The sequence below is a fragment of the Sphingomonas abaci genome (assembly GCF_014199625.1).
GTDB classification, from domain to species: Bacteria; Pseudomonadota; Alphaproteobacteria; order Sphingomonadales; family Sphingomonadaceae; genus Sphingomonas; species Sphingomonas abaci.
Genome location: NZ_JACHNY010000016.1, coordinates 1 through 23,617, shown reverse-complemented (window position 1 = coordinate 23,617; position 23,617 = coordinate 1). Strand labels below are relative to the sequence as shown.

The 23,617-nt window shown below is 68.3% G+C and carries 26 protein-coding genes; 19 read left to right on the top strand and 7 right to left on the bottom strand.

The window, feature by feature from the left end:
• Position 1: 1 nt before the first annotated feature.
• Both GGQ96_RS19605 and GGQ96_RS19600 read right to left on the bottom strand, forming a co-directional pair.
• Positions 2 to 1,246, bottom strand: coding sequence for a DUF1254 domain-containing protein (locus tag GGQ96_RS19605; RefSeq protein ID WP_093068024.1), 1,245 nt, complete (start codon positions 1,244 to 1,246; stop codon positions 2 to 4).
• Between the two features lie 80 nt (positions 1,247 to 1,326).
• Complete coding sequence (locus GGQ96_RS19600) at positions 1,327 to 1,989, bottom strand: TetR/AcrR family transcriptional regulator (protein WP_093068027.1); 663 nt, start codon at positions 1,987 to 1,989, stop codon at positions 1,327 to 1,329.
• Between the two features lie 198 nt (positions 1,990 to 2,187).
• Between GGQ96_RS19600 and GGQ96_RS19595 the strand changes: the two genes are divergently transcribed.
• The 4 genes from GGQ96_RS19595 (at position 2,188) to GGQ96_RS19580 (ending at position 5,751) form a co-directional block, all read left to right on the top strand.
• The gene (locus tag GGQ96_RS19595; protein ID WP_093068030.1) at positions 2,188 to 2,913 is read left to right on the top strand and encodes a response regulator; all 726 of its coding nucleotides are present in this window, start codon (positions 2,188 to 2,190) and stop codon (positions 2,911 to 2,913) included.
• Positions 2,907 to 4,334 (top strand): ATP-binding protein, encoded by a 1,428-nt coding sequence (locus GGQ96_RS19590; RefSeq protein WP_093068032.1) that lies wholly within the window; start codon positions 2,907 to 2,909, stop codon positions 4,332 to 4,334. Before GGQ96_RS19595 ends, GGQ96_RS19590 begins: the two co-directional genes overlap by 7 nt.
• A gap of 90 nt (positions 4,335 to 4,424) precedes the next feature.
• Complete coding sequence (locus GGQ96_RS19585) at positions 4,425 to 4,901, top strand: RcnB family protein (protein WP_093068035.1); 477 nt, start codon at positions 4,425 to 4,427, stop codon at positions 4,899 to 4,901.
• A 43-nt stretch (positions 4,902 to 4,944) separates the two neighbouring features.
• Positions 4,945 to 5,751, top strand: coding sequence for a hypothetical protein (locus GGQ96_RS19580; protein ID WP_093068038.1), 807 nt, complete (start codon positions 4,945 to 4,947; stop codon positions 5,749 to 5,751).
• Between the two features lie 79 nt (positions 5,752 to 5,830).
• Here the strand turns inward: GGQ96_RS19580 and GGQ96_RS19575 are convergent, their stop codons facing one another.
• Complete coding sequence (locus GGQ96_RS19575; protein ID WP_093068040.1) at positions 5,831 to 6,154, bottom strand: hypothetical protein; 324 nt, start codon at positions 6,152 to 6,154, stop codon at positions 5,831 to 5,833.
• A 139-nt stretch (positions 6,155 to 6,293) separates the two neighbouring features.
• On the opposite strand from GGQ96_RS19575, the gene GGQ96_RS19570 reads away from it, so the two are divergent.
• From GGQ96_RS19570 to GGQ96_RS19525, 10 genes are all read left to right on the top strand, one after another.
• Positions 6,294 to 7,412, top strand: a complete 1,119-nt coding sequence (locus GGQ96_RS19570) for an efflux RND transporter periplasmic adaptor subunit (protein WP_093068043.1) — start codon at positions 6,294 to 6,296, stop codon at positions 7,410 to 7,412.
• Positions 7,409 to 10,492 carry an efflux RND transporter permease subunit gene (locus GGQ96_RS19565; RefSeq protein WP_093068046.1) on the top strand — a complete coding sequence of 1,028 codons (3,084 nt, stop codon included), beginning with the start codon at positions 7,409 to 7,411 and terminating at the stop codon, positions 10,490 to 10,492. The genes GGQ96_RS19570 and GGQ96_RS19565 overlap by 4 nt, the downstream gene beginning before the upstream one ends.
• Positions 10,489 to 11,826, top strand: coding sequence for a TolC family outer membrane protein (locus GGQ96_RS19560; RefSeq protein WP_093068048.1), 1,338 nt, complete (start codon positions 10,489 to 10,491; stop codon positions 11,824 to 11,826). The genes GGQ96_RS19565 and GGQ96_RS19560 overlap by 4 nt, the downstream gene beginning before the upstream one ends.
• A gap of 125 nt (positions 11,827 to 11,951) precedes the next feature.
• Positions 11,952 to 12,221, top strand: a complete 270-nt coding sequence (locus GGQ96_RS19555; protein WP_093068051.1) for an EF-hand domain-containing protein — start codon at positions 11,952 to 11,954, stop codon at positions 12,219 to 12,221.
• A 99-nt stretch (positions 12,222 to 12,320) separates the two neighbouring features.
• A complete protein-coding gene (locus GGQ96_RS19550; RefSeq protein ID WP_093068054.1) occupies positions 12,321 to 13,073 on the top strand; it encodes a response regulator in 753 nt (250 codons plus the stop codon).
• Between the two features lie 907 nt (positions 13,074 to 13,980).
• A complete protein-coding gene (locus tag GGQ96_RS19545) occupies positions 13,981 to 14,367 on the top strand; it encodes a hypothetical protein (protein WP_093068059.1) in 387 nt (128 codons plus the stop codon).
• On the top strand, positions 14,367 to 14,822 hold the full coding sequence (locus GGQ96_RS19540; protein ID WP_093068062.1) for a hypothetical protein: 456 nt from the start codon (positions 14,367 to 14,369) through the stop codon (positions 14,820 to 14,822). The genes GGQ96_RS19545 and GGQ96_RS19540 overlap by 1 nt, the downstream gene beginning before the upstream one ends.
• Before the next feature lie 6 nt (positions 14,823 to 14,828).
• On the top strand, positions 14,829 to 16,535 hold the full coding sequence (locus GGQ96_RS19535; protein ID WP_206430573.1) for a RecQ family ATP-dependent DNA helicase: 1,707 nt from the start codon (positions 14,829 to 14,831) through the stop codon (positions 16,533 to 16,535).
• Between the two features lie 95 nt (positions 16,536 to 16,630).
• Positions 16,631 to 16,843 carry a hypothetical protein gene (locus GGQ96_RS19530; RefSeq protein WP_093068065.1) on the top strand — a complete coding sequence of 71 codons (213 nt, stop codon included), beginning with the start codon at positions 16,631 to 16,633 and terminating at the stop codon, positions 16,841 to 16,843.
• 12 nt (positions 16,844 to 16,855) lie between these two features.
• Positions 16,856 to 17,845: a GGDEF domain-containing protein gene (locus GGQ96_RS19525; protein ID WP_093068067.1), complete on the top strand. Its 990-nt coding sequence runs from the start codon at positions 16,856 to 16,858 to the stop codon at positions 17,843 to 17,845.
• Positions 17,846 to 17,852: 7 nt separating this feature from the next.
• Here the strand turns inward: GGQ96_RS19525 and GGQ96_RS19520 are convergent, their stop codons facing one another.
• From GGQ96_RS19520 to GGQ96_RS19505, 4 genes are read right to left on the bottom strand one after another with little or no spacing between them, the layout of a single operon-like run.
• Positions 17,853 to 18,674: an SOS response-associated peptidase gene (locus tag GGQ96_RS19520; RefSeq protein WP_343059144.1), complete on the bottom strand. Its 822-nt coding sequence runs from the start codon at positions 18,672 to 18,674 to the stop codon at positions 17,853 to 17,855.
• Positions 18,658 to 18,948, bottom strand: a complete 291-nt coding sequence (locus GGQ96_RS19515) for a hypothetical protein (RefSeq protein WP_241212661.1) — start codon at positions 18,946 to 18,948, stop codon at positions 18,658 to 18,660. Before GGQ96_RS19515 ends, GGQ96_RS19520 begins: the two co-directional genes overlap by 17 nt.
• A gap of 44 nt (positions 18,949 to 18,992) precedes the next feature.
• Positions 18,993 to 19,469, bottom strand: coding sequence for a hypothetical protein (locus GGQ96_RS19510; RefSeq protein WP_093068072.1), 477 nt, complete (start codon positions 19,467 to 19,469; stop codon positions 18,993 to 18,995).
• Positions 19,470 to 19,524: 55 nt separating this feature from the next.
• Complete coding sequence (locus GGQ96_RS19505) at positions 19,525 to 19,908, bottom strand: hypothetical protein (RefSeq protein ID WP_093068075.1); 384 nt, start codon at positions 19,906 to 19,908, stop codon at positions 19,525 to 19,527.
• 324 nt (positions 19,909 to 20,232) lie between these two features.
• Here GGQ96_RS19505 and GGQ96_RS19500 point away from each other — a divergent pair, with 324 nt between their 5' ends.
• Genes GGQ96_RS19500 through GGQ96_RS19480 form a run of 5 tightly spaced genes read left to right on the top strand, consistent with a single transcriptional unit; the run spans position 20,233 to position 23,530 of the window.
• The gene (locus GGQ96_RS19500; RefSeq protein ID WP_093068078.1) at positions 20,233 to 20,553 is read left to right on the top strand and encodes a TrbC/VirB2 family protein; all 321 of its coding nucleotides are present in this window, start codon (positions 20,233 to 20,235) and stop codon (positions 20,551 to 20,553) included.
• A 35-nt stretch (positions 20,554 to 20,588) separates the two neighbouring features.
• Complete coding sequence (gene traL, locus GGQ96_RS19495; RefSeq protein ID WP_093068081.1) at positions 20,589 to 20,873, top strand: type IV conjugative transfer system protein TraL; 285 nt, start codon at positions 20,589 to 20,591, stop codon at positions 20,871 to 20,873.
• A gap of 1 nt (position 20,874) precedes the next feature.
• Positions 20,875 to 21,450, top strand: a complete 576-nt coding sequence (locus GGQ96_RS19490) for a type IV conjugative transfer system protein TraE (protein WP_093068084.1) — start codon at positions 20,875 to 20,877, stop codon at positions 21,448 to 21,450.
• On the top strand, positions 21,447 to 22,259 hold the full coding sequence (locus tag GGQ96_RS19485; protein WP_125945986.1) for a type-F conjugative transfer system secretin TraK: 813 nt from the start codon (positions 21,447 to 21,449) through the stop codon (positions 22,257 to 22,259). The genes GGQ96_RS19490 and GGQ96_RS19485 overlap by 4 nt, the downstream gene beginning before the upstream one ends.
• The gene (locus tag GGQ96_RS19480; protein ID WP_184117019.1) at positions 22,256 to 23,530 is read left to right on the top strand and encodes a TraB/TrbI/VirB10 family type IV secretion system protein; all 1,275 of its coding nucleotides are present in this window, start codon (positions 22,256 to 22,258) and stop codon (positions 23,528 to 23,530) included. Before GGQ96_RS19485 ends, GGQ96_RS19480 begins: the two co-directional genes overlap by 4 nt.
• Positions 23,531 to 23,617 lie beyond the last annotated feature (87 nt).

Genomic DNA, 23,617 nt, shown 5'->3' with positions numbered 1-23,617 from the left:
ATCAGTCTGCCGGCTGGAGCGGCGGCATCCGGTAGATGCCGTCGAGCCATTCGGTGTGGGGAAGATAGGCGCGCATCACGATGCCGAACGGGCCGGCCGGGGCGGGCAGCCAGTTCACCTCCGGAACGTCCGCCGGCGGCTCGTGGCCGATCGCGATCGTCAGCCTGCCGTCCGCCGCCTTTGCGAGCCCGGGCGTCCGGTCGCCGATCGAATAGCGTTGCAGCGGATTGGCGGTGAGGAACATCTGCCCGTCGTCCGCCGCCTCGTACATCGTCAGCGACCAGAAGCCGTCGACCGGCGGCAGCGTATCGGCGGCGAAGTGCAGCCGCCATTGGCGGGTGCCGTCGTAGAGGCCGTCGCTGGTGCCGGTGCCTTGCAGGTACAGCGCCTCGACCGACGGCATCGCCGCCAGCCCCTTCAGCGCGACGGCGGCGCGATAACGATAATCCTGGCCGAAGTCGCCGACGCCGTGCCCGGGCTGGAGCCAGCCGTCCACGGCGCGTGCGCCGATCCCGCCGGCGGCGACGGCCCAGTGTCGCGCCTGCTGCACGCCCGTCGCGATCGCCTGCGCCGCGTCAGGCGAGAAGCGCGTCGGATCGAACCGCCCCTCGCCGATGCCCAGCCCCGCGATCCGACGCCGCAGCGCGAGATCGGTGGCGGGCGGCGGATTGGCCACCATCATGGCATCGACGGCGGCGAGATAGTCGGCCCAGTCGGCGGTGCGGCTGGCGAGCGGCGTCCAGTCGCGCGCGGCGGGTGCGTCGAGCGTGATCGCCTGCTGCACCGCTCGTGCCGCCTCCAGGTCCGCCGGCCCGTCGACCAGCACGCGCGCCAGCCCCCAGACGAAGTCGGTCGGCGCGCGGATCACCATCGGGCCGGTCTCGTCGGAGGACGGGCCGACGATGCGGAAGGTGCCGCCCTCGGCCCCGGTGGTGCGGGTGCCCAGGATGGCGAAATTGTTGGTCCAGGCGTCCATCAGCGCGAAGGACAGGTAACGCTCTCCGGCAGGCGGCAGGGTGAGCGTCGCGGGACCGTGGCTGAGGTCCAGGTGCGCGCTGGAATAGAGCGTGTCGTTGTTCGGCAGCGTCACCTCACGATCGCGCGGCGTGAGCAGCCGGTGGACGTGGTGCAGGCGGTTCTGCTGCACGCCCAGGCGCAGCACGCGGGTGCGGGTGGCCGCCATCTCGATCAGCGGCAGGCCATACAGCCATGCCTCTGCGGCCTGCTCCTCGAGCGTGTGGCGCATCGTTCGCTCTCCTCGACCTCGTCCAGCGCCCTGTCCTGCCGCGCGGCAGTGGCATCGGCAAGCTCAAACTGACCGAACGGTCAGTCGGTGCGATCAGCCTCGTGGCGCTGCGGGCGGATGATGGCGTCGGCCGCCTGCGCGGCGATCAGCTCGGCCTCCGGCGGCGCCAGGCCGAAGGAGCGCAGCGTCATCGCGCACAGCTGCTGAGTCTGCACCAGCGGCGACCAGTCGTCGTGATGCCGCACGGTGGAATAGAGCAGGATGTGCGCCACCCCCATCACGAAGAGCAGCCCGGCCTGCACCGTGGGCAGCGCCAGCCGCCCGCTACGCAGCCCGGCGGCGAGATCGTGGCGCAGGCCGTCGTTCAGCGCCTCGCTCGCCGAGCGGCGCGGATCGTTGTGAAGCAGGATCGCGCCCTCCGCCGGCGATTCGACGACGCTCGCGACATAGACGCAGATCGCGCGCGTCAGGCGCACCGCGGGATCCTCGATGCCGGCGTTGATCGTCGCGATCCGTTCCTCGACGGTGGACCGGATCTCGGTGACGATGGCGGTGAGCAGCGCATCCTTGTCGTCGAAATGGTTGTAGAAGGTGCCCTTGGCGACGCCGGCCGCAGCGACGATGTCGTCGATCGCCACCGCATCGATCGCCCGTTCCGCAAACAACCGCCGGCCGGCGGCGAGCAGGGCATTGCGGGTGCGCAGGACGCGGGCTTGGGGGACTGGCGGGGAAGCGATCGTCACCCGGCTGGCATGCCGCAGGCGGCGGCTGCGTTCCAGTCACTTGTCACCGCCGGGCGGGTGGCCGCCATCGCTCTGTTACGTTTCGTTACGCGCCGTCACGCGGCAGCGGCACAGCGCCGCGCCGCTTGCGCTACGCACCGCAGGGCGCCGCGCCGCTCGCGGGTCGGCGCGATGATCGCGGGTGGACGGAGCTGAGGGATGAGCGTCGCGGACACGATGGTGGCAGTGATCGAGGACGATCCGGGAATCCGTGATCTCGTCACCGACCTGTTGCGCCGCGAAGGGTTCGAGGTGCTCGCCTATGCCGATGCCGCCTCCTTCTTCCGCTCGGCACCGGTCGAGCGGCTCGATTGCCTGATCCTCGACGTCATGCTGCCCGGGGAGGACGGGCTGTCGATCTGCCGCACGCTGCGCGCCGCGCGCCCGCGGCTGCCGATCCTGATGGTCAGTGCCAAGGGCGATGACGTCGACCGGATCGTCGGGCTGGAAGTGGGCGCGGACGATTACCTCGCCAAGCCGTTCAACGCGCGCGAGCTTCTGGCCCGTGTTCGCGCGGCGCTTCGCCGGCTGCGCGCCGGCAGCGAGGCGGCGGCAGGAGAAGAGGCGGCGATCTACCGCTTCGCCGGCTGGACGCTGTCCGCCGGCAATCGCAGCCTAACCGCGCCGGACGGCGCGCTGGTCAATCTGACCGGCGGCGAATTCGACCTGCTGCTGGCGCTGGTGTCGCATCCGCAGCGCGTGGTGACGCGCGACCAGTTGCTCGACTGGACGCGCGGCAAGGTGGCGACGCCCTTCGATCGCGCGGTCGACGTCCAGCTCAGCCGCCTCCGCCGCAAGATCGGCGACGATCCGCGCGAGCCGGCGATGATCCGCACGATCCGCGGCGACGGCTATATGTTCGCGATGCCGGTGGCGCGATGCTGAAGCCGTCCAGACTGTTCGGCGGGCTGCGCGCGCGGCTGGGCGGGCTGCTGCTGCTCCACACGCTGACGGTGGCGGCGCTGCTGGTGCTGTTGCTCGTGGGCTTCGGCAAGCCGCGCCAGACCTTCTACCGCCTGCCGGAGGCCGACGAAGTAGCGCTGATCGTGCATGCGATCGAGCGCGCGCCGGCGGACGTGCGCCCGGCCGTGGTGGCGGCGGTGAGCACCGATTTCCGTCATGTCCGGCTGGTCCGGGCACCGGCGCCCGGCGAACAGCCGAGCGTGGCGCCGGCGGTTGCCGGTCGATTGGCGGCAAAGCTCGCGATGGCGTGGCAGCGCGAGGCGGCGGCGTCGCCCGACGATCTCGCCGCGGCCTATCGCGCGGTGCTCGGGGCGCGACCGGTCCACGTCCGGGTCGCCGATCATGAGGAACTGCGCGATTTCGGCGGCGGGCGCGTGCTGTCCGACGTGCCCGTCCGTGTCCTGGTACCCTTGCCCGACGAGGGGGGGCGCGACGGGGTGGCGGTCGAGATCGTCCGGATTACGCCGCCCGTCGTGACCCGGCTGGTGCGCTTCTTCCCGGCGCTGATCGGAGTGATCGCGGTATTGCAGGTGGTGGCGATCGTCGTGCTGGCCTGGCAGACCACGCGGCCGGTGTCGCGGCTGCTGGCGGCGGTGCGCAGCGACGGCGCGGGCAAGCCCGATCCGCAATGGCCGACGGGCGGCCCGCGCGAGATCCAGGAACTGGGCGCGGCGTTCGCCGACCGCAGCCGCCGGCTGAAGCAGCTCGCCACGCAGCGCACGCGCATCATGGCGGCGGTGGCGCACGATTTCCGTACCTATCTGACCCGGCTGGAGCTGCGCGCCGATTTCATCGACGAGCCGCGTCAGCGCGATGCGGCCATGGCCGATCTGAAGGAGATGAGCGTCCTGCTGGACGACACGCTCACCTTCGCGCGCTACGCCGGCGAGACCGACCGCATTCCCGACGAGGTGATCGACCTCGACACGGAAATCACCGATGCGGTCGAGGTCCGCCGCGGGGTGGGCGAGGTCATCCTGGTCGATCCGCTGCCGCGCCCGGCGCAGGCGCAGGTCGCGCGCATCTCCTTCCAGCGCATGCTGGCCAACCTGCTCGACAATGCCATTCGCTACGGCGGGCATGCCGGGGTGCGGGTGACGCGGACGGACGGCTGGCTGATCGTCTATGTCGAGGACGAGGGGCCGGGCGTGCCGGAAGACCAGCTCGCCGGGCTGACCGAACCCTTCCACCGGCTGGAGCAATCGCGCGCGCGCCAGACCGGCGGGTCGGGGCTGGGGCTGTCGATCGTCGAGGCGCTGCTCGTGCGCCATGGCGGCCGGCTGACGCTCGCCAACCGGCCGGGCGGCGGGTTTCGCGCCGGGCTGTGGCTGCGCGCCGCCTGAGGCGATTGTTACAATGATTTACGCGGCGCTCGTCGTCGTGTTGCGCAGCCCGGCGAAACCTCCAGTCCTCGAAGAACTGGAGCGACCATCATGCGTATCAATCACGGCATCTCGATCGTCGGCGCCCTCGCGCTCACCGCCTGCACCGTCTCGCTCGGCGCCATGCCTGCCGCCGCGCAGGATCGCCACGGCCATGCCGTCCGCCGGACGACGATCGTCGGCCCTGAAGGCGGTCGGATCACGACGCGCGGCGCCGTCCGCTGGGATCGCGACAACCCCAATTGGTGGCACGGCCATCCGGGCTTTGCCGGCTACCACGGCCCGCGGCCGGGTTATTACTACGCGCCGCATCATGGCTATTATGCGGTGCCGCGCCCTTATTGGGGGCGCACCTGGGTGGTCGGCGCGACGGTGCCCGCCAGTATGCGCGTCTATGTCGTCAGCAATCCGGCCTTCTACGGCCTGACGGTGGCGCCGGCCGGCTATCGCTGGATCTACGTCAACAACAACATCACGCTGATCAACCGCAGCGGCGTGATCGTCCGCAGCGTGCCGCGCGTCTGGTGATCGCGCCGCCGCCGTTCCCCCGCACAGACCAGGACGACCCACAATGAAGCTCTACAAGATTGCCTCGCTGGCCGGCGCCATCGCCATGACCGGCATGTCGGTGGCGAGCGTCGCGGCGGCGCCCCCGCTGACGCTGCAGCCGATCAGCATCGGCGCGGAGACTGCGCGGTTCGACCGCGGCGTCGCCACCGTCAGCCTGACGACCCTGGCCGGGGCGGTCGAGGTGCGGCCGTTGCCCTTGCGCGACGATCGCACGCTCGCCTTTTCCGTCGCGGTGTACAATCGCAGCGGGCGGGCGGCGAACTTCGGCACGGAGAATGTGACCGCCAGCTTCGATCGCGTGCCGCTGCGCGTGCTCACCCATGACGACCTGGCCGATGCCGCCACGCACAAGGCACGCGACCGTCAGGTCGGCGCGCTGGCGCTGGCCGGCGTGCTGGCGGGCGTGGCTTCCACCGCCTCCACCACGCGTTACGGCTATCGCGTCGTGCATACCCCGCGCGCCACCTATGCGCGGGCGATCTCGTGGCAGGACAACAGCATCGGCGCGGCGGGGGCGGTCGCGGCAGTCGGCGCGGGGGCGATGGCAGCGCGCAGCATCGGCGAGCGGCTGGACTATACGCTCGACCGGATCGACGGCGAGACGCTGCAGACCACCACCGTCGATCCCGACGCCAGCCTCGGCGGGGTCGTCACGGTCGCGCTGTACGACGATCTGCGCAAGCGCCCGGGCGTCGTCCACATGACGGTGCGCTGGAACGGCGAACATTATCCCTTCGCCTTCCGCCTCGCGCCGCCCGGCGCCCCGGCGCAGGAGATGCCGGCGACCCAGCCCGGCGACGGCTTCTAGCCCACGCACTGCCCACCCCCGGTTTCTCGCGAGCCGCCGCTTCCTTGTCGAAGCGGCGGTTCGTTCGCGTCGGTCCAATTCAGGCCGTGACCTCGGCGCGCACGGGCTGCGCGGCGCTGCGGCAGCCTCGTCCCGCCGGGCCGGCCATGCCGGTCAGCAATTGCAGGGCAAGGCGGGCGTGCAGGCGGGCGAGGGCGGCGTGGCACGCCTCGGCGCGCGGCACCAGCGCGCCGATCGCCATGCGGGTTTCCTGCTCGGCGCGGCGAAGGTGATAGGACAAATCGTTGTGCGGCATGATCGGTGACGGAGCCTTGCTGACTGCCGGCAACGGCGCCGACCCGTCCGCTCTATCCACCCCGTCCCGCGCGGTGATGATGGCCGTGAAACAGTTCGTGTCGCGCATGTATCGCCCGTGCCGCGCAACGGATGGCTGACACAAAGTGACACGGAGTGTTGCGAAGCCCGCACACCCGCGCGGGGTGCGGCCTCTACATCGTCCCCCTCGCGGGCGCCTTGCGTGCGCCCCCTTCAGGGAGTCCGCCATGCCGTCCGATCCGCGCGCCGGCGCGCAGCAGCCCGCTTGTCGTGCTTGGCAAGGCGGCGCGGCCGCGATGCTGGCGCTCGCCCTTGCCGCCTGTGGCGAGCCGGAGCCGACTCCCGTCGAGGTCCGCCCGGTGGCGGCGATGACGGTGCAGACGGGGCAGCGCGAGGCCGAACTCACCTATCCCGGAGAGCTGCGGTCGGGCTATGAAAGCGCGCTGAGCTTTCAGGTGGCGGGGCGGATCGTCGAACGTGCGGTCAGCACGGGCGACACGGTGAAGCGCGGGCACTTGCTCTACCGCATCGACGCGCTCGACTATCAGCGCAATCTCGACAGCAGCACCGCGCAGCGCCAGGCGGCGGCAAGCGCGGCGCAGACTCAGAACGCCAATCTCGCGCGCAATCGCGCGCTGCTGGCCGAAGGGTTCATCTCGCAGGCGGAATTCGATCAGCAGCGCGCCTCGACCGACCAGGCGCGCTCGCAGGTGCAGGTCGCCGATGCGCAACGCGCAACCGCCGCCACGCAGCTCGGCCGCACCACGCTGACCGCGCCGCGTGGCGGCGTCATCACCCAGACGACCGGCGAGGTGGGGCAGGTGGTCAGCGCCGGGCAGAGCGTGCTGACGCTGGCCGATCCGTCCAGGCCCGAGGTGTCGATCGCGGTGGCGGAAGGCGACGTCGCCACGCTGTCGCGCACGCAGGAGATCTACGTAACGATGTGGTCGCGGCCCGACAAACGCTATGCGGCGCGGGTCCGCAGCGTGGCGGGCGCCGCCGATCCCGCGACGCGCACCTTTGCCGTGCGGCTGGCGGTCAGCGCGCCGCCCGGCGAGCTGCGCTTCGGCGAAACCGCGCAGGTGCATGTCACGCGCGACGTCCCCGCGACCGACGCGCTCACCGTGCCGCTGACGGCGGTGCGCGGCGAGGGCAAGGGAACCATGGTGTGGGTGATCGACCGCGCCAGCATGACCGCGCGCAAGCGCCCGGTGCGGATCGTCTCGGCGAGCGGCAACCAGCTGCTCGTGCGCGGCCTCAGGCCCGGCGAGACGATCGTGACGGCCGGCGTCCACCTGCTGCGCGAGGGCGAGAAGGTGCGGATTGCCGAGGTGCCCAAGGCATGAAATTGCCCAACCTGTCCGAATGGGCGCTGCGCCACCAGCAGTTCGTCGGCTTCCTGATCGCGGTCGCGGTGGTGATGGGGGCGATGTCGTACCTCAACCTGGGCCGCAAGGAAGATCCCGAGTTCGCGGTCAAGTCGATGCTGATCAGCGTCGGCTGGCCCGGCGCCTCGGCGCAGGAAGTGGCCGAACAGGTGGTGAAGCCGATCGAACAGGCGCTGACCACCAACATTCCCGACATCGACTATATCCGCAGCAAGGCGCGCCCGGGCCAGGCGACGTTGAACATCACCTTGCTGCCGACCACGCCGGCGGGCAGCATCCCCGACCTGTGGTACACCGTGCGCAAGACGGTGGCGGATCATCGCGGCGACCTGCCCGACGATGTGGTCGGGCCGCAGTTCAACGATGAGTTCGGCACCACCTTCGGCAACATCTATGCGGTCACCGGCGACGGCTTCGCCTATCCGACGCTGCGCCGCTACGCCGAGGAACTGCGTGATCGCGTGATGCGGCAGCCCGACGTCGGCAAGGTCGACCTGCTCGGCGAGCAGGACGAGGCGGTCTATGTCACCTACGACAGCGCGCGGCTGGCGATGCTGGGGGTGTCGAGCCAGCAGATCGTCGAGGCGCTGCGCGGCACCAATGCGGTCAACCCCTCGGGCGTGCTCGAACTCGGGGCGGAGCGCGTGCGCCTGACCGTAAAGGGCGATTTCGACGCGCTGGCCGACATCGCCGCCACGCCGATCGCCGCCAACGGCAAGACGTTCCGCCTCGACGCCGTGGCGCGGGTGACGCGCGAGCCGGTCAATCCCGCAACGTTCCAGATGCGCTTCGGCGGCAAGGATGCGGTGGGTGTCGCCATCGCGCTGGCGTCGACCGGCGACGTCGACCGGATGGGCGAGGATCTGACGCGGATCGTCGGCGACTATGCCCGGACGCTGCCGGCGGGCGTGAAGATCCACACCGTGTCGGATCAGACGCATGTGGTGGCGGATTCGGTCGGCGAGTTCACCCGCTCGCTGATCGAGGCGATCGTGATCGTGCTGGCGGTGAACTTCCTCTCGCTCGGCTGGCGGCCGGGGATCGTGGTGGCGTTGTGCATTCCGCTGGTGCTGGCGATCACCTTCGTCGGCATGGAATATCAGGGAATCGATCTGCAGCGCATTTCGCTGGGCGCGCTGATCGTCGCGCTGGGGCTGCTGGTGGACGATGCGATTATCGTGGTCGAATCGATCAGCAGCCATCTGGAGGCGGGCTGGACGCGCGCGCGGGCGGCGGTGAGCGCCTTTCGCGTGACCGCGATCCCGATGCTGATCGGCACGATCATCACGATCGTCGGCTTCCTGCCGCTCGCGATCTCCAAGGCGACGGCGAGCGAATATGTGAAATCGCTGTTCCAGGTGGTGGCGCTGTCGCTGGCGATCTCGTGGATCGTGGCGGTGATCTTCACGCCGTTCCTCGCCTATCATCTCCTGCCGCAGAAGCCCGACGCGCGCGACGATGCCGGCGAGCCGGAGGAGCAATATGGCGGGCGCTTCTACGACCGGCTGCGCGGCGCGATCGACTGGTGCCTCGACCGGCGCGTGCTGGTGGTGGGGGTGAGCGCGGCCCTGTTCGTGGGATCGGTGCTGCTGTTCCGCGTGGCGGTGCCGCAGCAATTCTTTCCCGCCTCCGAACGACCCGAACTGGTGGTCGACCTCAACCTCAACGAGAATGCGAGCTTCGAGCAGACCAAGGCGGTGGCGCAGCGGATGGAGCGGCTGCTGGCGGGCGACGAGCGGATCGTTTCCGTCACCAGCTATGTCGGGGGCGGCTCGCCGCGCTTCTACCTGCCGCTGAACGTGCAGACGCCGGACATCGCGCTGGCCGAGCTGGTCGTCGTCACCCGCGACGAGGAAGCGCGCGAGGAGGTGTTCGCCAGGCTCCAGCAATTGTTCGCCAGCTCCTTTCCCGAAGCGCGCGGGCGCGTGAGCCGGCTGGAGAACGGCCCGTCGGTGGGTCAGCCGATCCAGTATCGCGTCGCCGCCCGCGACCTCGCCACCGCGGCGCCGCTCGCGGAGAAGGTCGCGGCATTGCTGCTCGCCGATCCCAATGCGCGCAGCGTGACCGACGATCTGGGCGAGCCGCTGAAGACGATGCGGATCGAGCTGGATCAGGACAAGGTCCGCGCGCTGGGGCTGTCGACCGAGACGGTGGCGCAGTCGCTGCAGGCGGCGATCGGCGGCGCGGTGGCGACCACCTTCCGCGACGGCGACCGGTCGCTCGACGTGACGATGCGGCTCGCGCGCGCCGAGCGCACCGATCTCAGCCGCGTGTACAATCTGCCGATCGCCACGGCCGAGGGCGCGGTGCCGCTGTCGCAGATCGGGCGCATCCGCCCCAACGCCGAGCCGTCGATCCTCTACTGGCGCGGCGGCCAGCCGACGATCACCGTTTCCGCCGATGCCGAGGGAGTCGAGCCGACCGAGGTGATGAAGCGGCTGGCGCCCAAGCTCGACGACCTGCGCGCGACCTTGCCCGACGGCGCCTCGATCGTCGTCGGCGGGACGCAGGAGCAGAGCGCGATCTCGCGGCAGGCGACGCTGGCGGCGGTGCCGATGTCGATCTTCATCATCGTGCTGCTGCTGATGGTCCAGTTGCAGGACGTGCGCCGCATGCTGGTGGTGCTGGCCACCGGCCCGCTGGCGCTGATCGGCGTGGCGCTGATCATGGCGGCGTTCCAGATCCCGTTCGGCTTCGTCGCGATGCTCGGCGGCCTGTCGCTGTTCGGCATGGTACTGCGCAATTCGGTGATCCTGATCGCGCAGATCGACGTGCTGTCGGCGCATGCCGGCTCGCTGCGCGAGGCGGTGCGCGAGGCGGCGGTGCATCGCTTCCGCCCGATCATCCTGACCGCGCTCGCGGCGATCCTGGCGATGATCCCGCTGACCCGGTCGACCTTCTGGGGGCCGATGGCGGTGGCGATCATGGGCGGGCTGATCGTCGCGACGCTGCTCACCATCTTCTTCCTGCCCGCCTTGTACGAACTGGTCTTCGATCGCCGCGGGCATGGCCGGACCCAGGCGGAGGCCCAATCATGACCACTGCGATCCTCCTGGCGGCGGCGCTTGCCGCGCAGGTGCCCGGGCCGCCGATGAGCCTGGGCGACGCGTGGCGCGCGGCGCAGGGGCGCGACCCCGACATCCTCGCCGCCGAGGCGAAGCGCCGTGCCGACCGGGAGGCGGCGACGCAGGCCCGCGCTTTGTCGCTGCCCAAGGTGCAGGCGCAGGGCGACGTGACGGTCACGCGCACCGAGGTCGACGTCAACCTGCCGCCGGACCTCGCGCCGTCGTTCGGCGGCACGCAGACCGGCGGCCGCGCGACGACCAGCGTGCAGGCGGCGATGCCGATCTACGATCTGGGCAACCGCGCCGACGCGACGAAGCTGCGCGCGCGCGCCGCGGCGGGCGAGGAGCAGTTCGACGGCGAGGCGCAGGGGCTGATCCTGCGCGTCGCCCAAGCCTATTTCGACGTGGCCGAGGGCGAGGAGACGGTGGCCAGCTATGCGGCGCAGTTCGACGCCTATGAGCTGCAGCGGCGCGGCGCGCAGGCGCGGTTCGACGCCGGCAAGGCCAAGATCACCGACGTGCGCGAGGCGGAGGCGCAGCGCGATGCGGCGCAGGCACAGCGGCTGGTCGCCGAGGCGCAGCTCGCCGCCGCGCGCGCGACCTTTGCCGAACTCGTCGGCCGGCCGGCGCTGAACCTGGCGCATGTCGGGCCGGACTTCGCCGCCGGGGTGCCACCGGTGACGCTGGACGCTGCCATGGCCGCGGCGGAGCGCGATGCGCCCGCCGTCGCCATCGCCGGGCACAGCGCGCGCGCCGCGGCGGCCGACATCGATCGCTATTCGGTCCGCGGCCGCCCGGTGGTGGAAGGAGTCGCCGGCTATCAGGGGCAGTATCGGCTGGGCGGTTCCAACGACGCCGGCCTGCTGCCGGATACGCTTCACGCCGCCACCGCGGGCGTTCGCCTGACCATTCCGCTGTACGCCGGCGGGGGCATCGCCTCCAAGCGGCGCGAGGCCGAGGCGACGGCCGGGCAGAAGGAGCAGGAACTGGCGGCGGCACAGCGCGATGCGCGGCTGCAGGCGCAGCGTGCCTGGTATGCCGTATCGACCGGCGCGGCGCGCACCGACGCGCTGCGCACGGCATTGCGGTCGGCGGAATTGCAGGAGCGCGCCGCCCGGACCGGCCTGTCGGTGGGCGTGCGGACGCAGACCGACCTGCTCAACGCCCAGGCGCAGCTATTCGCCACCCGGCGCGAACTGTCGGCGCAGATCTACGATTATTTGCTCGCGCAGCTGCAACTCGCCGCCGCCACCGCGACGCTGGACGGGGGTGACCTTGAGCGGCTCGACACCATGATCGCGCGCTAGACGCGAAGCCGCCGCCATCGTCACATTCTGTCACGCGGGCGAACAATCGCGCCCAATTCCATGTGGCGCATTCGGCTAATCGGCAGGCGTCAGTCGAGACACTGGCACCACATGGAGTAACAGTGATGCAGCGACTTATCCTTCCCGTCGTGATGATCGGCATGGTGCCGGCCGTGTCGGCGATGGCGCAGACCGATCCCGCGGCCCGGATCGAAAAGGCGCGCGCCGCCTTCGCCGCCACCGACACGAACAAGGACGGCGCGCTGAGCCTGCAGGAATGGACCGCCGCCGGTCGCAAGGAACGCGGGTTCAAGATGATCGACGCCGATCGTGATGGAAAGCTCACCCCGGCCGAGCTCAAGGCGATCGCCGACAAGTACGGCGCGCGCCGCTAACCTCGGCGCCCCCGTGCCCGCGCCGTCGCGTTCCTCCTCCGCGACGGCGCGGGCTTTTGGCGGACTGGCGAGCAAGCCGATTTCCTCTAGGGTCTTCGCATGGTGAGCCCGAACGACCCCAATTCCTGCAACGGTCGCAACCGGCTGGTCGCGATCGTCGAGGACGATCCCGGCATCCGCGACCTGCTGGCGAAGCTGCTCGAACGGGAGGGCTTCGACGTGCTCGCCTTCGACGCAGCGGCCGGGTTGATGGCGGCGGGCGTGTTCGAGCGGCTGGACTGCCTGATCCTCGACCTCATGCTTCCCGGCGAGGACGGCCTGTCGATCTGCCATGCGCTGCGCGTGCAATGGCCGCGGCTGCCGATCCTGATCGTCACCGCCAAGGACGATCCGCTGGATCGCGTGCTCGGGCTGGAGCTGGGCGCCGACGATTATCTCGCCAAGCCGTTCAATTCACGCGAACTGCTGGCGCGGCTGCGCTCGATCATCCGGCGCACGCGCGATCTGAGCGACGTCGCGGGCGATGCGGTGAATGCCAGCTTCCGGTTCAACGGGTGGCTGCTGCGGGTCGGCGCCCGCGATCTCAGCGACCCGGACGGCAAGCCTGTCACGCTGACGACCAGCGAATTCGATCTGCTGCATGCGATGGTGCTCCATCCGCAACGCGTGCTGTCGCGCGAGTTCCTGATCGACCGCACGCGCGGCGGGGCGGCGGAGACGATCGACCGCGTGATCGACGTGCAGGTCGGCCGCCTGCGCCGCAAGCTGGGCGACGATCCGCGCGAGCCGGCGCTGATCCGCACGGTACGCGGCGACGGTTACCTGTTCTCTCCTCCGGTCGTTCGGTGTTGAGGCGACTGCCGCCGATCAGTCTGCGCGTCCGCATCGGGTTGATCGTCGCGATCCATGCATTGCTGCTGCTCGCCACGTTGCACGTGTTCCTGTGCGGCGTGCCGGGAGCGAGCACGCGCATGTACATCTTGCCACCGGCGGATCGCGTGGCAGCGATCGTCCGTGCCTTTGACGCCGCGCCGCCGAGCGCCTGGCCTGCGCTGGTGCGCGCTTTCGGCGATGACCGACAGGCGCTGCGGCTGCTGCCGGCCTTTCCCGCACCGCGTGCCGCCGTGCGTCACGACGACGCGGCGGCCGCCGCCGCATCGCTCGCGCCAGCGAGGTGGAGCAGGTCGATGGTGAGGAGGAGGCTCTCGTCACTGACGATGCTTCGGAGGCGCCGTGAAGCACGCGCCGCTGGCCGCCCTACCGGTTGCAGCGATGCTGGTCGTGGCGGGTGTGTATGGAGCCGTAGAAAGTCGGCGCTCTGAGGCACCTGTTGCGGAAGCCCAGTCGCGAGCAAGGCAGGCGGCTCAACAGGCGGTGCCGCAGACAATCTTCGTCAAGCCGTGGGACAAGTACATTGAGTGCGGTGTTCAGCAACGCGATTTGCGTGAGTGCCGTCGGGAATACTGGCCGGGGCAGGTCTACCCGGATGAGGCAATCCCGGGCGAGAGGGAGCCCGGTCTAGTCTGGCGATGCGAGAGCGAGCGACGTGACAGGGGATCTCCACCTCAGAAGGTGTGCTACGCCGATGCCAGCGACGCGCGCAAGCGTGCATACCCCTGCCCTCAGACCGTCACCGGTCCCCGCCTCTCGATGGACGAGCCGGTCTGCGCCCCGGCGAAGTCCGTTCGCAATGGTGGGAAAGCCTGACGAGCAGCACTGGATAGTGCTACGCTAGGCTCGGAAACGGGGAGACGGCGGGGTGAAGGTAGCGTTCCTGATCGCGTTGGCGGTGGTGTCGCAGCCCGCTTTGGCGAAGGGGAGATCCGGTGTCACGGGCTTCACCTGCACCGCGAAAAACGGCGAGACCAAGCGGCTCAACGTGGATCTGAAGCGCGGCCGGTACGACCAGGGCGAGGGTAAAAAGCGGCTCGCGCGCGTGACCGACGGCACGATCGTGATCGACGCCCCGAACCCGGACCTGATGCGGACCTCGATGGGTCCGGTGCTGCGGACCGTCTCGCTTGATCGCACGACGCTCGTGCTGACGGACGAGACCCTCATCCCCGATCGCTCCATCAATCGCACCACGAGCTATCAGTGTGCCATGGGGCCGGCTGTCGACTTTACCGCCGGTCGGCGGTTCTAATGGCTGTGGAGCAGGCGCATAGCCCCGATGGCAGCGCTTCGAACGACAGCCACACTCTCACGTGGTCCGTCGACGGCTCAAGGTTCGAGCTGCAGGTTGGCAGCGACGCGGCGCGGCTCTGCCTGCCGGACGGGCAGCTGATCGATCTAACGAACCGGGAGTGGGCGGGTCTCGCCAACGCGATCGGGATGGTCGTGAAGACGCCCAAGCAGGTCACAAAGCCGGTCGCGAGGAAACAGTCCACCCAGGAGAAGGGGATCAACACCGGCGTCCGCTGGACCGAGGGCGACGACGCGGACCTGCTGCAGCGCTGGTCGAACGGGGCCACGCTCTCCGAGCTGATGACCCGCTTCGACCGTAACGAGGGTGGCATCACGTCGCGCTTGGTCAAGCTGAAGGCAGCGCCGACCCGGGAGGACATCCGCGTCGAGAACGAAAGGCGCCGGGAGGGCTGAACCCGCGTGAACGTGATCTCGCCCCCGTTGTCGCCGGCCCGTCCGGTCGGAGACGCGCCCGCCGCGTCGATCTGGGCCGAGACGCGCCGCGTCGTCCATGCGCGCGACTGTTATCGCTGCACCAGCTGCGGCTGCGAAGTCGGCCGCGACGCCGATGTTCACCACCTGTTGCCGCGGTCAATGGGCGGGACGGACGAGCTCGCGAACCTCGTGACGCTCTGCGACGGCTGCCACGCGGCTCATCACCCGATGCTTGCAGGCGGTCTGGCGCGGCGCGTGATCGAGCGCTGGGCTGTCCGCTTGGCGCGTCTCTTCGGCGGCGCACACGAGCTCGATCAGGCAACCGAGTATCTCGGCCCGGGGCTCCGCCTACTAGGCGTTGAGCGGTTCCGGGAGGGCCAGCTGGCGGTCGTGCAGGCCGCCCTGCAGGGCAAGTCGGTCCTGGTCGTTCGTCCAACGGGATCGGGCAAGACGCTCTGCTTCCAGCTGCCGGCGATCCTCCGGGCTGGACCGACCGTGGTGGTCTCACCCCTCAAGGCTCTCATGAGTGAGCAGGTGGCGTCGTTGCTCCGCAAGAAGGTCCCCGCCAGCTTCGTCAACAGCGACCTCTCGATGGAGGAGAAGAAGCTCCGCTACAGCCTGCTTCGCCGCGGTGCGATCAAGCTGCTGCACCTCGCGCCCGAACGGTTTTTCGTTCGGAGCGAAGCGGAGCGCGCGCGTCTTGCCGAGCTTCGTCCTGCCTTCCTAGTGGTGGACGAAGCTCATTGCGTCGACCAGTGGGGAGCGGACTTCCGGCCGGAGTATAGCCGGTTGGGCGATATCCGGCGTCAGCTCGGCAACCCGCCCGTTCTCGCCTTCACGGCGACGGCCGGGCAGGAGATGCAAGCGCGGATCCTCGCCTCGCTCGGCGCTGAAGACGCAGAAGTGTTCGTCAGCGGGGTCGACCGGCCCAACATCACGCTCCTGCGCTGGGCCGTCGCTGAGGACAGCAGGGCAGCGAAGATCGCGCAGCTCCTCGCGTTGCCGTTGCCCGAAGGCGGCAAGGCGATGGTGTTCGTGCCCTCCGCCCGGGTTGGAGAGGATCTGCAGGCCGCGCTTCGTAGCCTGGGCATGAACGTCCCGCTCTACCATTCGCGGCTCGGCCGACCATTCGAGCGCGAGCAGCTGGTCAAGCGCTTCACCAACCAGAGCGAGCCGGCGATCGATCGCATCATCTCGACGTCGGCGTTCGGCATGGGGATCGATGTTCCGAGCCTCAGGCTCGTCATCCACTGGCAGGCTCCCGCATCGGTCGAGGACCTGATGCAGGAGCTCGGCCGCGCCGGACGCGATGGCCTGCAGGCGGTCTCGATCGTCATGCACGACAATGCGTCCGACGGCCGCGACGTGAAGCGGCTCCGGTTCATGGCGGACCTCGCCGGCAAGGACCAGGAGCAACCCGATCCGGCTGCGCGCGAGAGCCGCATGCGGAAGATCGACCAGGTGTCCGCGATGATGCGCGAGGAGAGCTGCTATCGCCGGCAAATGGTCGACTATTTCGGGGGCAAGCAGCGCCAGCGCCGATCGCTCGCGGTGCGGATCCTCGAATGGCTGTTCTCCACCCGATCACGGGTGAAGAGGACGGCGCATTGCTGCGACTTCTGCGATCGAGAGAAGATCGGCTCCGAAGTGGACTATACGGCGATGCTGCTGGGGGCAGGTGCGCGGCGCTGAGCGGCAACTCCTGTTCGTTTTCGACGCAGTTCCCGTTGCGTGTCTTTAGGCCAAGGTTAACGCAGATGCGATAAGCCCGTCATGGAGGCCTGCATATGGACAACGAGACGATCCTCGCTGCAACCGCGCTCGCCCGCGAGGCGCTGGCCCTCCTCGATAGCGTCGGTGCGTCGACGTCAGCCTGCTTTCTCCAGCAGGCGATCGATGTGATGACCGACGCCCCAATCCCGACGACGATCGAAGAGGTCGAGGCCGCATTTGCCACGCCGGAGTGCGCCGCGCTTCTCGAACGGCTTGAGCGGTACTGAGCGAGCGTGTCGATGTCGGACCCCAGCAGCACGCCCAAGCGCCGGCAGCCGAGCGCCGAGATCCTGCGCTTTCTTGACGATCACCGGCTCGACCATACGCCAGACCACTACGCATCCGCGCACCGCTACCTCTTCGGGAACGATCGCGCGCTTGAAGCTGGTGTCCAAGCGATCATCGACGGCGGGGTCAGGATCAGCCCCGCCGAAGTCGAGAAGCTCGGGGCTGCCGTCACGCCGGAACCTGAGAACGACGTCGCGCCCCAGCTCGATCAGGTCACCGTTCGGGTCCTCGACATTATCCGGGACACACTTGATGCGACGGGCGGTCTCAATCGGGATCTCGTCAAGGCATCTGCGGCCTTGCTGGCCGACGATGCGGCGAACGTCCGCGTGGTTGTCGGCGCTATGATCGAGCGCACCGCCTCGGCCGAGAAGCGCCTTGGCGAGGCGACGCAGCAGGCGCAGCGGCTCCGCCAGGAGCTCAACGCGCTGCGGAGCGATGCGAACAAGGACCGTCTCACGGGACTGCTCAATCGCGCCGCCCTCGAGGACTATCTCGCCGCTGCGACGGACGGTTGTGTCGCGATGGTCGATGTCGATCACTTCAAGACGGTGAACGACACCCATGGCCACGGTGTGGGCGATCGTGTCCTGAAGGCGGTCGCAAGCGCGCTGGCGGACGCCTGCGCGCCGCACGTCGTCGGGCGTTGGGGCGGAGAAGAGTTCGTCGTCCTCTTCGAGCGTAGCGACCTGGTTGCGGCACAGGCGAAGGTCGATCAGGCACGGAGCGTCCTCGCTGGCAAGCGGCTCCGCCTTCGCGAGAACGACAAGCCGCTTGGATCCGTGACGTTCTCGGCCGGTGTCGCGGCGCGTCGTGGCCGTTTGCCCGAGGACTGGATCTCCGCAGCGGATGAGCTGCTCTATCGAGCAAAGGCGCAGGGCCGGAACCAGGTCGTCGCGGAACGCGCCCTCGTCGACGTCGCGGCGGCCGTGGCCCGCTGATCGCGGCTCAGGCGTCGATCTCAATGAGATTGTCGGGCGGGGTCTCCTCCTGTCGGACCATGGCGCCGGCATAGGGCCGGATCAGCTCCGTCGCCTCGTCCAGCGAGCCGTCGAGCCATGTCGTGAACGCCGTCGGCTGCAGGATCGCAGGCATCGCCTTCTCGTGCCACGGCCGAACGAAGTCGTTCGGGCTGGTAGTGACGAAGGCGTAGGCCTCGCCTCTCTCGGTCGGCCTCCACAGGCCCGCGAAGAAGCCGATCGGCTGATCCTGGAGGGCAAACCACATCTGACGCGGCTTGCCATCGTCGCCCTTTCCCCCCTCCGGGTGCGGCTCCGCGAACCAGGTGAACGGGACGATACACCTCCGGGCGGGTATCTTTAACGAGCCACCCCACAGTGGCGAGCGAAGGTTCCTCGCATTCGTCACGTACTTGTCGAGCTTGACCTCAGGGTTGCGCTTGCTGGGCACCTGGGTGGGGAAACCCCACTCCATAAGGACCATCTCCAGCGGGCGATTGCCGGCAGAGCTCCGGCGCACGACCGGTCCCATCCGCGCCGTCTTTTTGCCGGTCGGGAAGATCTCCCGCGTCGGAGGGAATACCTCATCCGGCGCAAAGGGCGGCTCTAGGCCGCACGCCCGCATGACAGCGGCCTGCTTCGCGGAAATCCGGTATCTATTGCACATGGGATGAACCTGCGCGCTGGCGCGGCCGCGCGCAATCTCCGATCCCAAGTGCCACTGTAATGCGAAGTGCAATGCGCCTTGCAGTGCAGTCTGAAAGGCGGCGGTAGGCGCAACGGTCGCCGCCCTACTATTGCCCCGGATCACTCTCCCCAACCGGCTCTGGCTTTGGGGCGTGGCGCGGCGACATGAACTCGGCCCACAGGAACATGTCGCTGTTGATCAGCTCGAAGACGGCGTTGATGGTAGCCTCGCGAGACGGAAGCCCGAAGTTACCCTTGATCCGCTCAACAACGTCCAGCGATGTGGGGGATAGCGCCACGGTCGAACGCCGGTAGCCGGCATCGTACTCACGCTGTTTCTTGCGTCGCATCGACGCGGTGCTCGGCTTGAGCACCTCTCGTTTTCGGGTCTTCGTCATGGCCCGTTGTAGCGACTCGCCGGGCTAAGTCGATTCCAGTCTCGTCAGGAGACGCCCTGGCCGGGGAAGTGGCTCTGGACAAAGGCGGTGGCGAGTGAGGCTGCTGCAGCGCGAGCGGTCGCCTCGACGCGTTCGGCCGTCAGGTCCTCGGCGGCCGCGAGATCGGCGATGCCCTTCCCGTAGCCGCACTGGACCATGATCTGGTCGAAGAAGGTGATGGCGGTCGTGCAGGCCGAATGGAACTTCGGGTCGAAGTAGCTCATGTGCGAGTAGGCGATGTCCACTGCGAACATGGCGCGGACCGGATCGATGCCCAGCGCTTCAACAAATTGATCGATGATCGGACCCGTCAGGGGCGTGGTCCCGGCTTTCAGTTTGTTGGTGAGGCTGAGGCTGCGTCCAATGCGCGACGCCATCTCCTTGTTCGGGATGCGTTGGCGCCGCCAAGCCTCGACGATAAGTTTCCGGTAGCGGTCAAGCCGCTCCGTTCGCTGCACGTCTGTCTGTTCCAGATCCCGCATGTCACAACCCCCCAGGGTGTCGCGGACGACTATACGGCGGTATAGACGGGAGGTGTCAACCCTCTTTTAACGAACAAGTTCCGTCCGTTTTGGATGTAAGATGCGGAAAGATGCTGAGCAGCCCAACGGTCATCGTAAATTGGGTCGCTGCCGGCTTGCCGTCGTCCCCTCCGGCGCGGATGCGGGCCGCTTGGAAGAGCTCCTTCTGGCTGTGCTGGACTCGAAGCGTGACCCTGATGTCGCCCGACTCGTCGAACTCGCGGGCTCGCGCCAGCAGCTCGCCCACGTCAGGCGTAGCCATGAAATATTCCAGCCCTTTCATTGTAGTAGCAGAGATCGGCTCAAACCGCTCGACGGCAATCGAGTGCGAGCGCATGGCATTGGCGGCCAGCTCGAAGAGCCGCGGTCCGACCCGAAACGTGTAGATTACCTGTGCCATGTCTGCGGCGCACCCTATGCCTCATCGGGCGCGGGTTCCAGCGATCCGGCAAACCGGTAAGGAAAAGAAACAGGCGTCGACCGCGGCGTCGTCGCGTCCTGCGTTGACGCGGATCAACCTTGGATCGGCCCCAATAGTGTAACCGGGTTACACTGTGAGTAATGGGCTTACACACCCGTGCAGCCCGCTTACATCAAGATATAATCCCGTTACACAGAGTGTGTAGTTATTTGAGCAAGTTCACTTAACGCTTGCACCAAGCATAGGTTTCCAGTTCCTTAACAATGACGACGCGGATTGCTTCGTCTTGTTAGGGAGAAAACCATGTCTGCACTCGCGCTTCAGAAGGACCGTACGAACGGCATCCTTCTGGGCCTGGCGATCATCGCGGTCGTGATGATGCTGGGCGCTTCGGCCGCCTTCGCCGGCGCCGATACCACCTTCAATACCGCTCTCACGAAGTTCACGGACTTCCTCGAGGGCTCGGGCGGCAAGATCATCACCGTGATGAGCCTCGCCGGCGGCATCGTCGCGCTCGCGTCGGGTCGCTTCAGCCTCGGCCAGGTCGCGGTTCCCGTCGCGGTCGGCGTCGGCGCCGGCACCGGCGTGCCGATCGTCACCTCGACCGTCACCGCGACGATCTGAGGTCGAAGTAACCGCTGGGAGGGCGGTGCGCGCTTATGGACCGGTACACCATTCCTTCGCATCTGGATGACCCGGAGCTGATCGGCTTCTGGACGCTGGACGAGTTCCTCGCGATGGCGATCCCGTTCGTCTGGGGGATCCTGACTCAGCACATCCTGATCGGATTGATGGTCTCACTCCTTGGGTGGTGGGGTTTTCGCAAACTGAAAGCTGGGAAAGCCTCCTCGTGGGTTCTCCACATGGCTTACTGGCACCTCCCCCAAGGGTTTACCGGTCTTAAGGCGACACCGCCTTCCCACCTTCGCGTGATGGTGGGCTGAGATGGATTACAGTGTCGGGCTCGCGCAGTCGCAGCGGGTCATCAAGCAGCGCAATACCCTCGGGATTGTCGCCCTGGTCCTCGCCGCGCTGGTGGTGGTCCTGTTCCTGGTCGGAGCGACCCGCGATCGCGAGATTGTCCTCCAGCCGATCGTGCGGACCCCGCTGACACTCTCGTCGAGCGGCGTGTCCGAGGATTATCTCGAGATGGTCACGCGCGACACGGCGCTGATGGCGCTCAATCGTAGCCCCGAGAACCTCGATTACTGGATGAAGTCGATCCTCGCGATCGCCACGCCGGAGTCGCACGGCGCTCTCAAGCGCGACCTGATGAAAATCGTCGGCGAGCAGTCCGGCTCTTCGATCAGCCAGTATTTCACCCTTTCCAGCATGAAGGTCGACCCCGAGAAGCTGACTTCCGAGGTCTCCGGCACGCTGCACACCGTCGTCGGCTCGAAGGCGGTCACCGCCGAGCCCAAGACCTTCCGCTTCTTCTGGGCGTACAGCGGCCTTTCCCTGCAGCTCAAGGGCTTCGGGATGGTGACCAAGGACGATGCCGCCAACGGAGGCGACGCATGACGCCCTTTTTCGCTTACGGGCTGATGGCGGGCGGTGCCGCTGTCGCTTCCCGCCTGTGCCTCGTCTCGCGCGGCCTCGGCGCTGGCATGATCGTCATCGGCGCGGTCGCTCTCGCGGCTCCAGCCTGGGCGGACGAGCGCGTGCTCGCCAAGGACAACAGCGAGGTCGCCTGCACCGTCTCCAAGAGCGGCCTGACCCGCGTCAGCCTCAAGGATGATCGGTTCGCCAGCGTGTCCAAGCTCACCACGGGCGTGGAGACCGACGACTTCACCGTCGTGAACGAGCCGACCCGCGGCGACATCTACCTGTCGGTGCCCGAGGGCTTCTCCCGCTCGCGGGTGTCGTTCTTCGGCACCACGGCTAAGGGCTACGTCTACAAGTTCGCGTGCCGTCTCGGTGCCGACGACGCCCAGCAGGTCTTCGTCGAGAACAAGGACATCGTCGGCGAGAACGGCCCCGAGGTCGCCCAGGTCGCTGCTACGCCCCAGGAGGCGTCGGCGTCGCTGGTGCAGGCCATGTACCAGTCGGCGTCGCTCGACGGCTTCGACATCCTGCCGAGTCGGATGGATGCCGTCATGATCGGCACGCTCAAGGTGCAGATGATCTCGGAGTATCGCGGGGCTTCGCTCGCCGGCCGGGTGCTCAAGATCGAGAACAAGGGTCGTGAGCCCGTCTCGCTGGGCGAGGGCACGATCGCCCCGTCCAATGCGATCGCGGTGAGCGTCGCCAATCCTCAGCTCAAACCCGGTGAGGCGACGACGGCCTATATCGTCACGCCTGCCGGTCTCGCGAACGGAGCCCGGCCATGAGCCTCGCAGACATCTTTAAGCGCAAGCCCAAGCAGCTCGATGCCGACCCGGAGGATGGCGACGGCAGCGAGATGATGGCCGGCAACGAGGCCGTCCGAAAAAAGCAGATCCTCCTCATGTCGGGAGGCGCCGCGATCGCGCTGGTGCTGGGCTCCTGGTACATCATGGACGACGACAAGGCGGAGCTGGTCACCGACGCGAGCGGCAAGGAGACCCGGATCGCGACCGACGACATGGTCAACAAGAACATGTCGCAGCGCGAGTGGCAGGCCGCGTCTGAAGCTCAGATGCAATCGATGAACAACCAGCTGAAGTCGGTCGACGGCCAGGCGGCGCAGATGCGCGCGCTACAGGAGCAGGTTGCGGCCCTCCAGGGCCAGAACTCCTCGATGGCGTCCGACGGGCAGCGCGTCATGGGTGCCTACCAGCAGGAGAACGACCAACTCCGCCAACAACTCGCGGCGCGCAGCGCCCCGGCGCCGGCGCCTGTCCCGGCCCCCATGTACGGGCCGATGGGACCGCAGAACTATCGCGGACCGTCGGCGCCGATGACGGCCGGTGAAGCGGCCGCGGCCGCGGTCGCCTCGTCGCGCCAGATCAAGCTGGTGTCGTTCGAGGGCGGCCCGACCGGCACCGCGACGCGGATCTCGGGTGGCAGCACCAGCTACACCGACAGTCCCAACTACCTTCCGCCGAACTCGATCGCGACGGCGAAGGTGATCGTCGGCGTCGACGCCTCGGCCGGAGTGCAGTCGCAGACCGATCCCCTGCCCGTTGTGCTTCGCATCACCGGCCCCGCGCGGTCGGTGTACCGCGACGGCAAGCTGCTCACGACCCGCATTCAGGGCTGCCTCGTCAACGGCGCAGCGCGCGGCGATCTCAGCAGCGAGAAGGTCTACGTCAAGCTGCAACGCATGACCTGCCCGCAGGCGAACGGCCGCTATGCCGTGTCCGACGTGAAGGGGTTCATCTCCTTCGCGGGCAAGACCGGTGTCCGTGGCCGCGTGGTGAGCCGCGAAGGTGGCCTCGTGGGGCAGGCCTTCCTCGCCGGCGTCGCCGGTGGGTTCGGGCGCGGCTTCTCCGCCAATACCGACGCTATCCTGAATGGCACCAACGTCGTCGTGAACGGCAAGCGCCAGCAGCTCGGCGTCGGCGAGCTCGCGCAGGGCGGGCTCGGCAACGGCGTCGCGCAGTCGGCTGACATGGTCAGCAAGTACCTGATCGAGCGCGCCGAGCAGTACCAGCCCGTCATCGAAATGCCGACCTGTTGATTTCCACTGAGAGCTGACCCGGCGAAGGCATAAATTTCCACCGAGAAGTGACCCGTGTCTCAACCTCACCCCGGCGTGCTGTCGGGG

Bases quoted from the DNA above. Each gene is read 5' to 3' on its own strand.
- GGQ96_RS19485 (WP_125945986.1), top strand. From the start codon at position 21,447: ATGACGCCCTTTTTCGCTTACGGGCTGATGGCGGGCGGTGCCGCTGTC.
- GGQ96_RS19525 (WP_093068067.1), top strand. From the start codon at position 16,856: ATGTCGGACCCCAGCAGCACGCCCAAGCGCCGGCAGCCGAGCGCCGAG.
- GGQ96_RS19580 (WP_093068038.1), top strand. From the start codon at position 4,945: ATGAAGCTCTACAAGATTGCCTCGCTGGCCGGCGCCATCGCCATGACC.
- GGQ96_RS19590 (WP_093068032.1), top strand. From the start codon at position 2,907: ATGCTGAAGCCGTCCAGACTGTTCGGCGGGCTGCGCGCGCGGCTGGGC.
- GGQ96_RS19560 (WP_093068048.1), top strand. From the start codon at position 10,489: ATGACCACTGCGATCCTCCTGGCGGCGGCGCTTGCCGCGCAGGTGCCC.
- GGQ96_RS19595 (WP_093068030.1), top strand. From the start codon at position 2,188: ATGAGCGTCGCGGACACGATGGTGGCAGTGATCGAGGACGATCCGGGA.
- GGQ96_RS19540 (WP_093068062.1), top strand. From the start codon at position 14,367: ATGGCTGTGGAGCAGGCGCATAGCCCCGATGGCAGCGCTTCGAACGAC.
- GGQ96_RS19550 (WP_093068054.1), top strand. From the start codon at position 12,321: ATGGTGAGCCCGAACGACCCCAATTCCTGCAACGGTCGCAACCGGCTG.
- GGQ96_RS19510 (WP_093068072.1), bottom strand. From the start codon at position 19,469: ATGCGGGATCTGGAACAGACAGACGTGCAGCGAACGGAGCGGCTTGAC.
- GGQ96_RS19515 (WP_241212661.1), bottom strand. From the start codon at position 18,948: ATGACGAAGACCCGAAAACGAGAGGTGCTCAAGCCGAGCACCGCGTCG.
- GGQ96_RS19505 (WP_093068075.1), bottom strand. From the start codon at position 19,908: ATGGCACAGGTAATCTACACGTTTCGGGTCGGACCGCGGCTCTTCGAG.
- GGQ96_RS19585 (WP_093068035.1), top strand. From the start codon at position 4,425: ATGCGTATCAATCACGGCATCTCGATCGTCGGCGCCCTCGCGCTCACC.
- GGQ96_RS19480 (WP_184117019.1), top strand. From the start codon at position 22,256: ATGAGCCTCGCAGACATCTTTAAGCGCAAGCCCAAGCAGCTCGATGCC.
- traL (WP_093068081.1), top strand. From the start codon at position 20,589: ATGGACCGGTACACCATTCCTTCGCATCTGGATGACCCGGAGCTGATC.
- GGQ96_RS19555 (WP_093068051.1), top strand. From the start codon at position 11,952: ATGCAGCGACTTATCCTTCCCGTCGTGATGATCGGCATGGTGCCGGCC.
- GGQ96_RS19570 (WP_093068043.1), top strand. From the start codon at position 6,294: ATGCCGTCCGATCCGCGCGCCGGCGCGCAGCAGCCCGCTTGTCGTGCT.
- GGQ96_RS19500 (WP_093068078.1), top strand. From the start codon at position 20,233: ATGTCTGCACTCGCGCTTCAGAAGGACCGTACGAACGGCATCCTTCTG.
- GGQ96_RS19575 (WP_093068040.1), bottom strand. From the start codon at position 6,154: ATGCGCGACACGAACTGTTTCACGGCCATCATCACCGCGCGGGACGGG.
- GGQ96_RS19530 (WP_093068065.1), top strand. From the start codon at position 16,631: ATGGACAACGAGACGATCCTCGCTGCAACCGCGCTCGCCCGCGAGGCG.
- GGQ96_RS19490 (WP_093068084.1), top strand. From the start codon at position 20,875: ATGGATTACAGTGTCGGGCTCGCGCAGTCGCAGCGGGTCATCAAGCAG.
- GGQ96_RS19605 (WP_093068024.1), bottom strand. From the start codon at position 1,246: ATGCGCCACACGCTCGAGGAGCAGGCCGCAGAGGCATGGCTGTATGGC.
- GGQ96_RS19565 (WP_093068046.1), top strand. From the start codon at position 7,409: ATGAAATTGCCCAACCTGTCCGAATGGGCGCTGCGCCACCAGCAGTTC.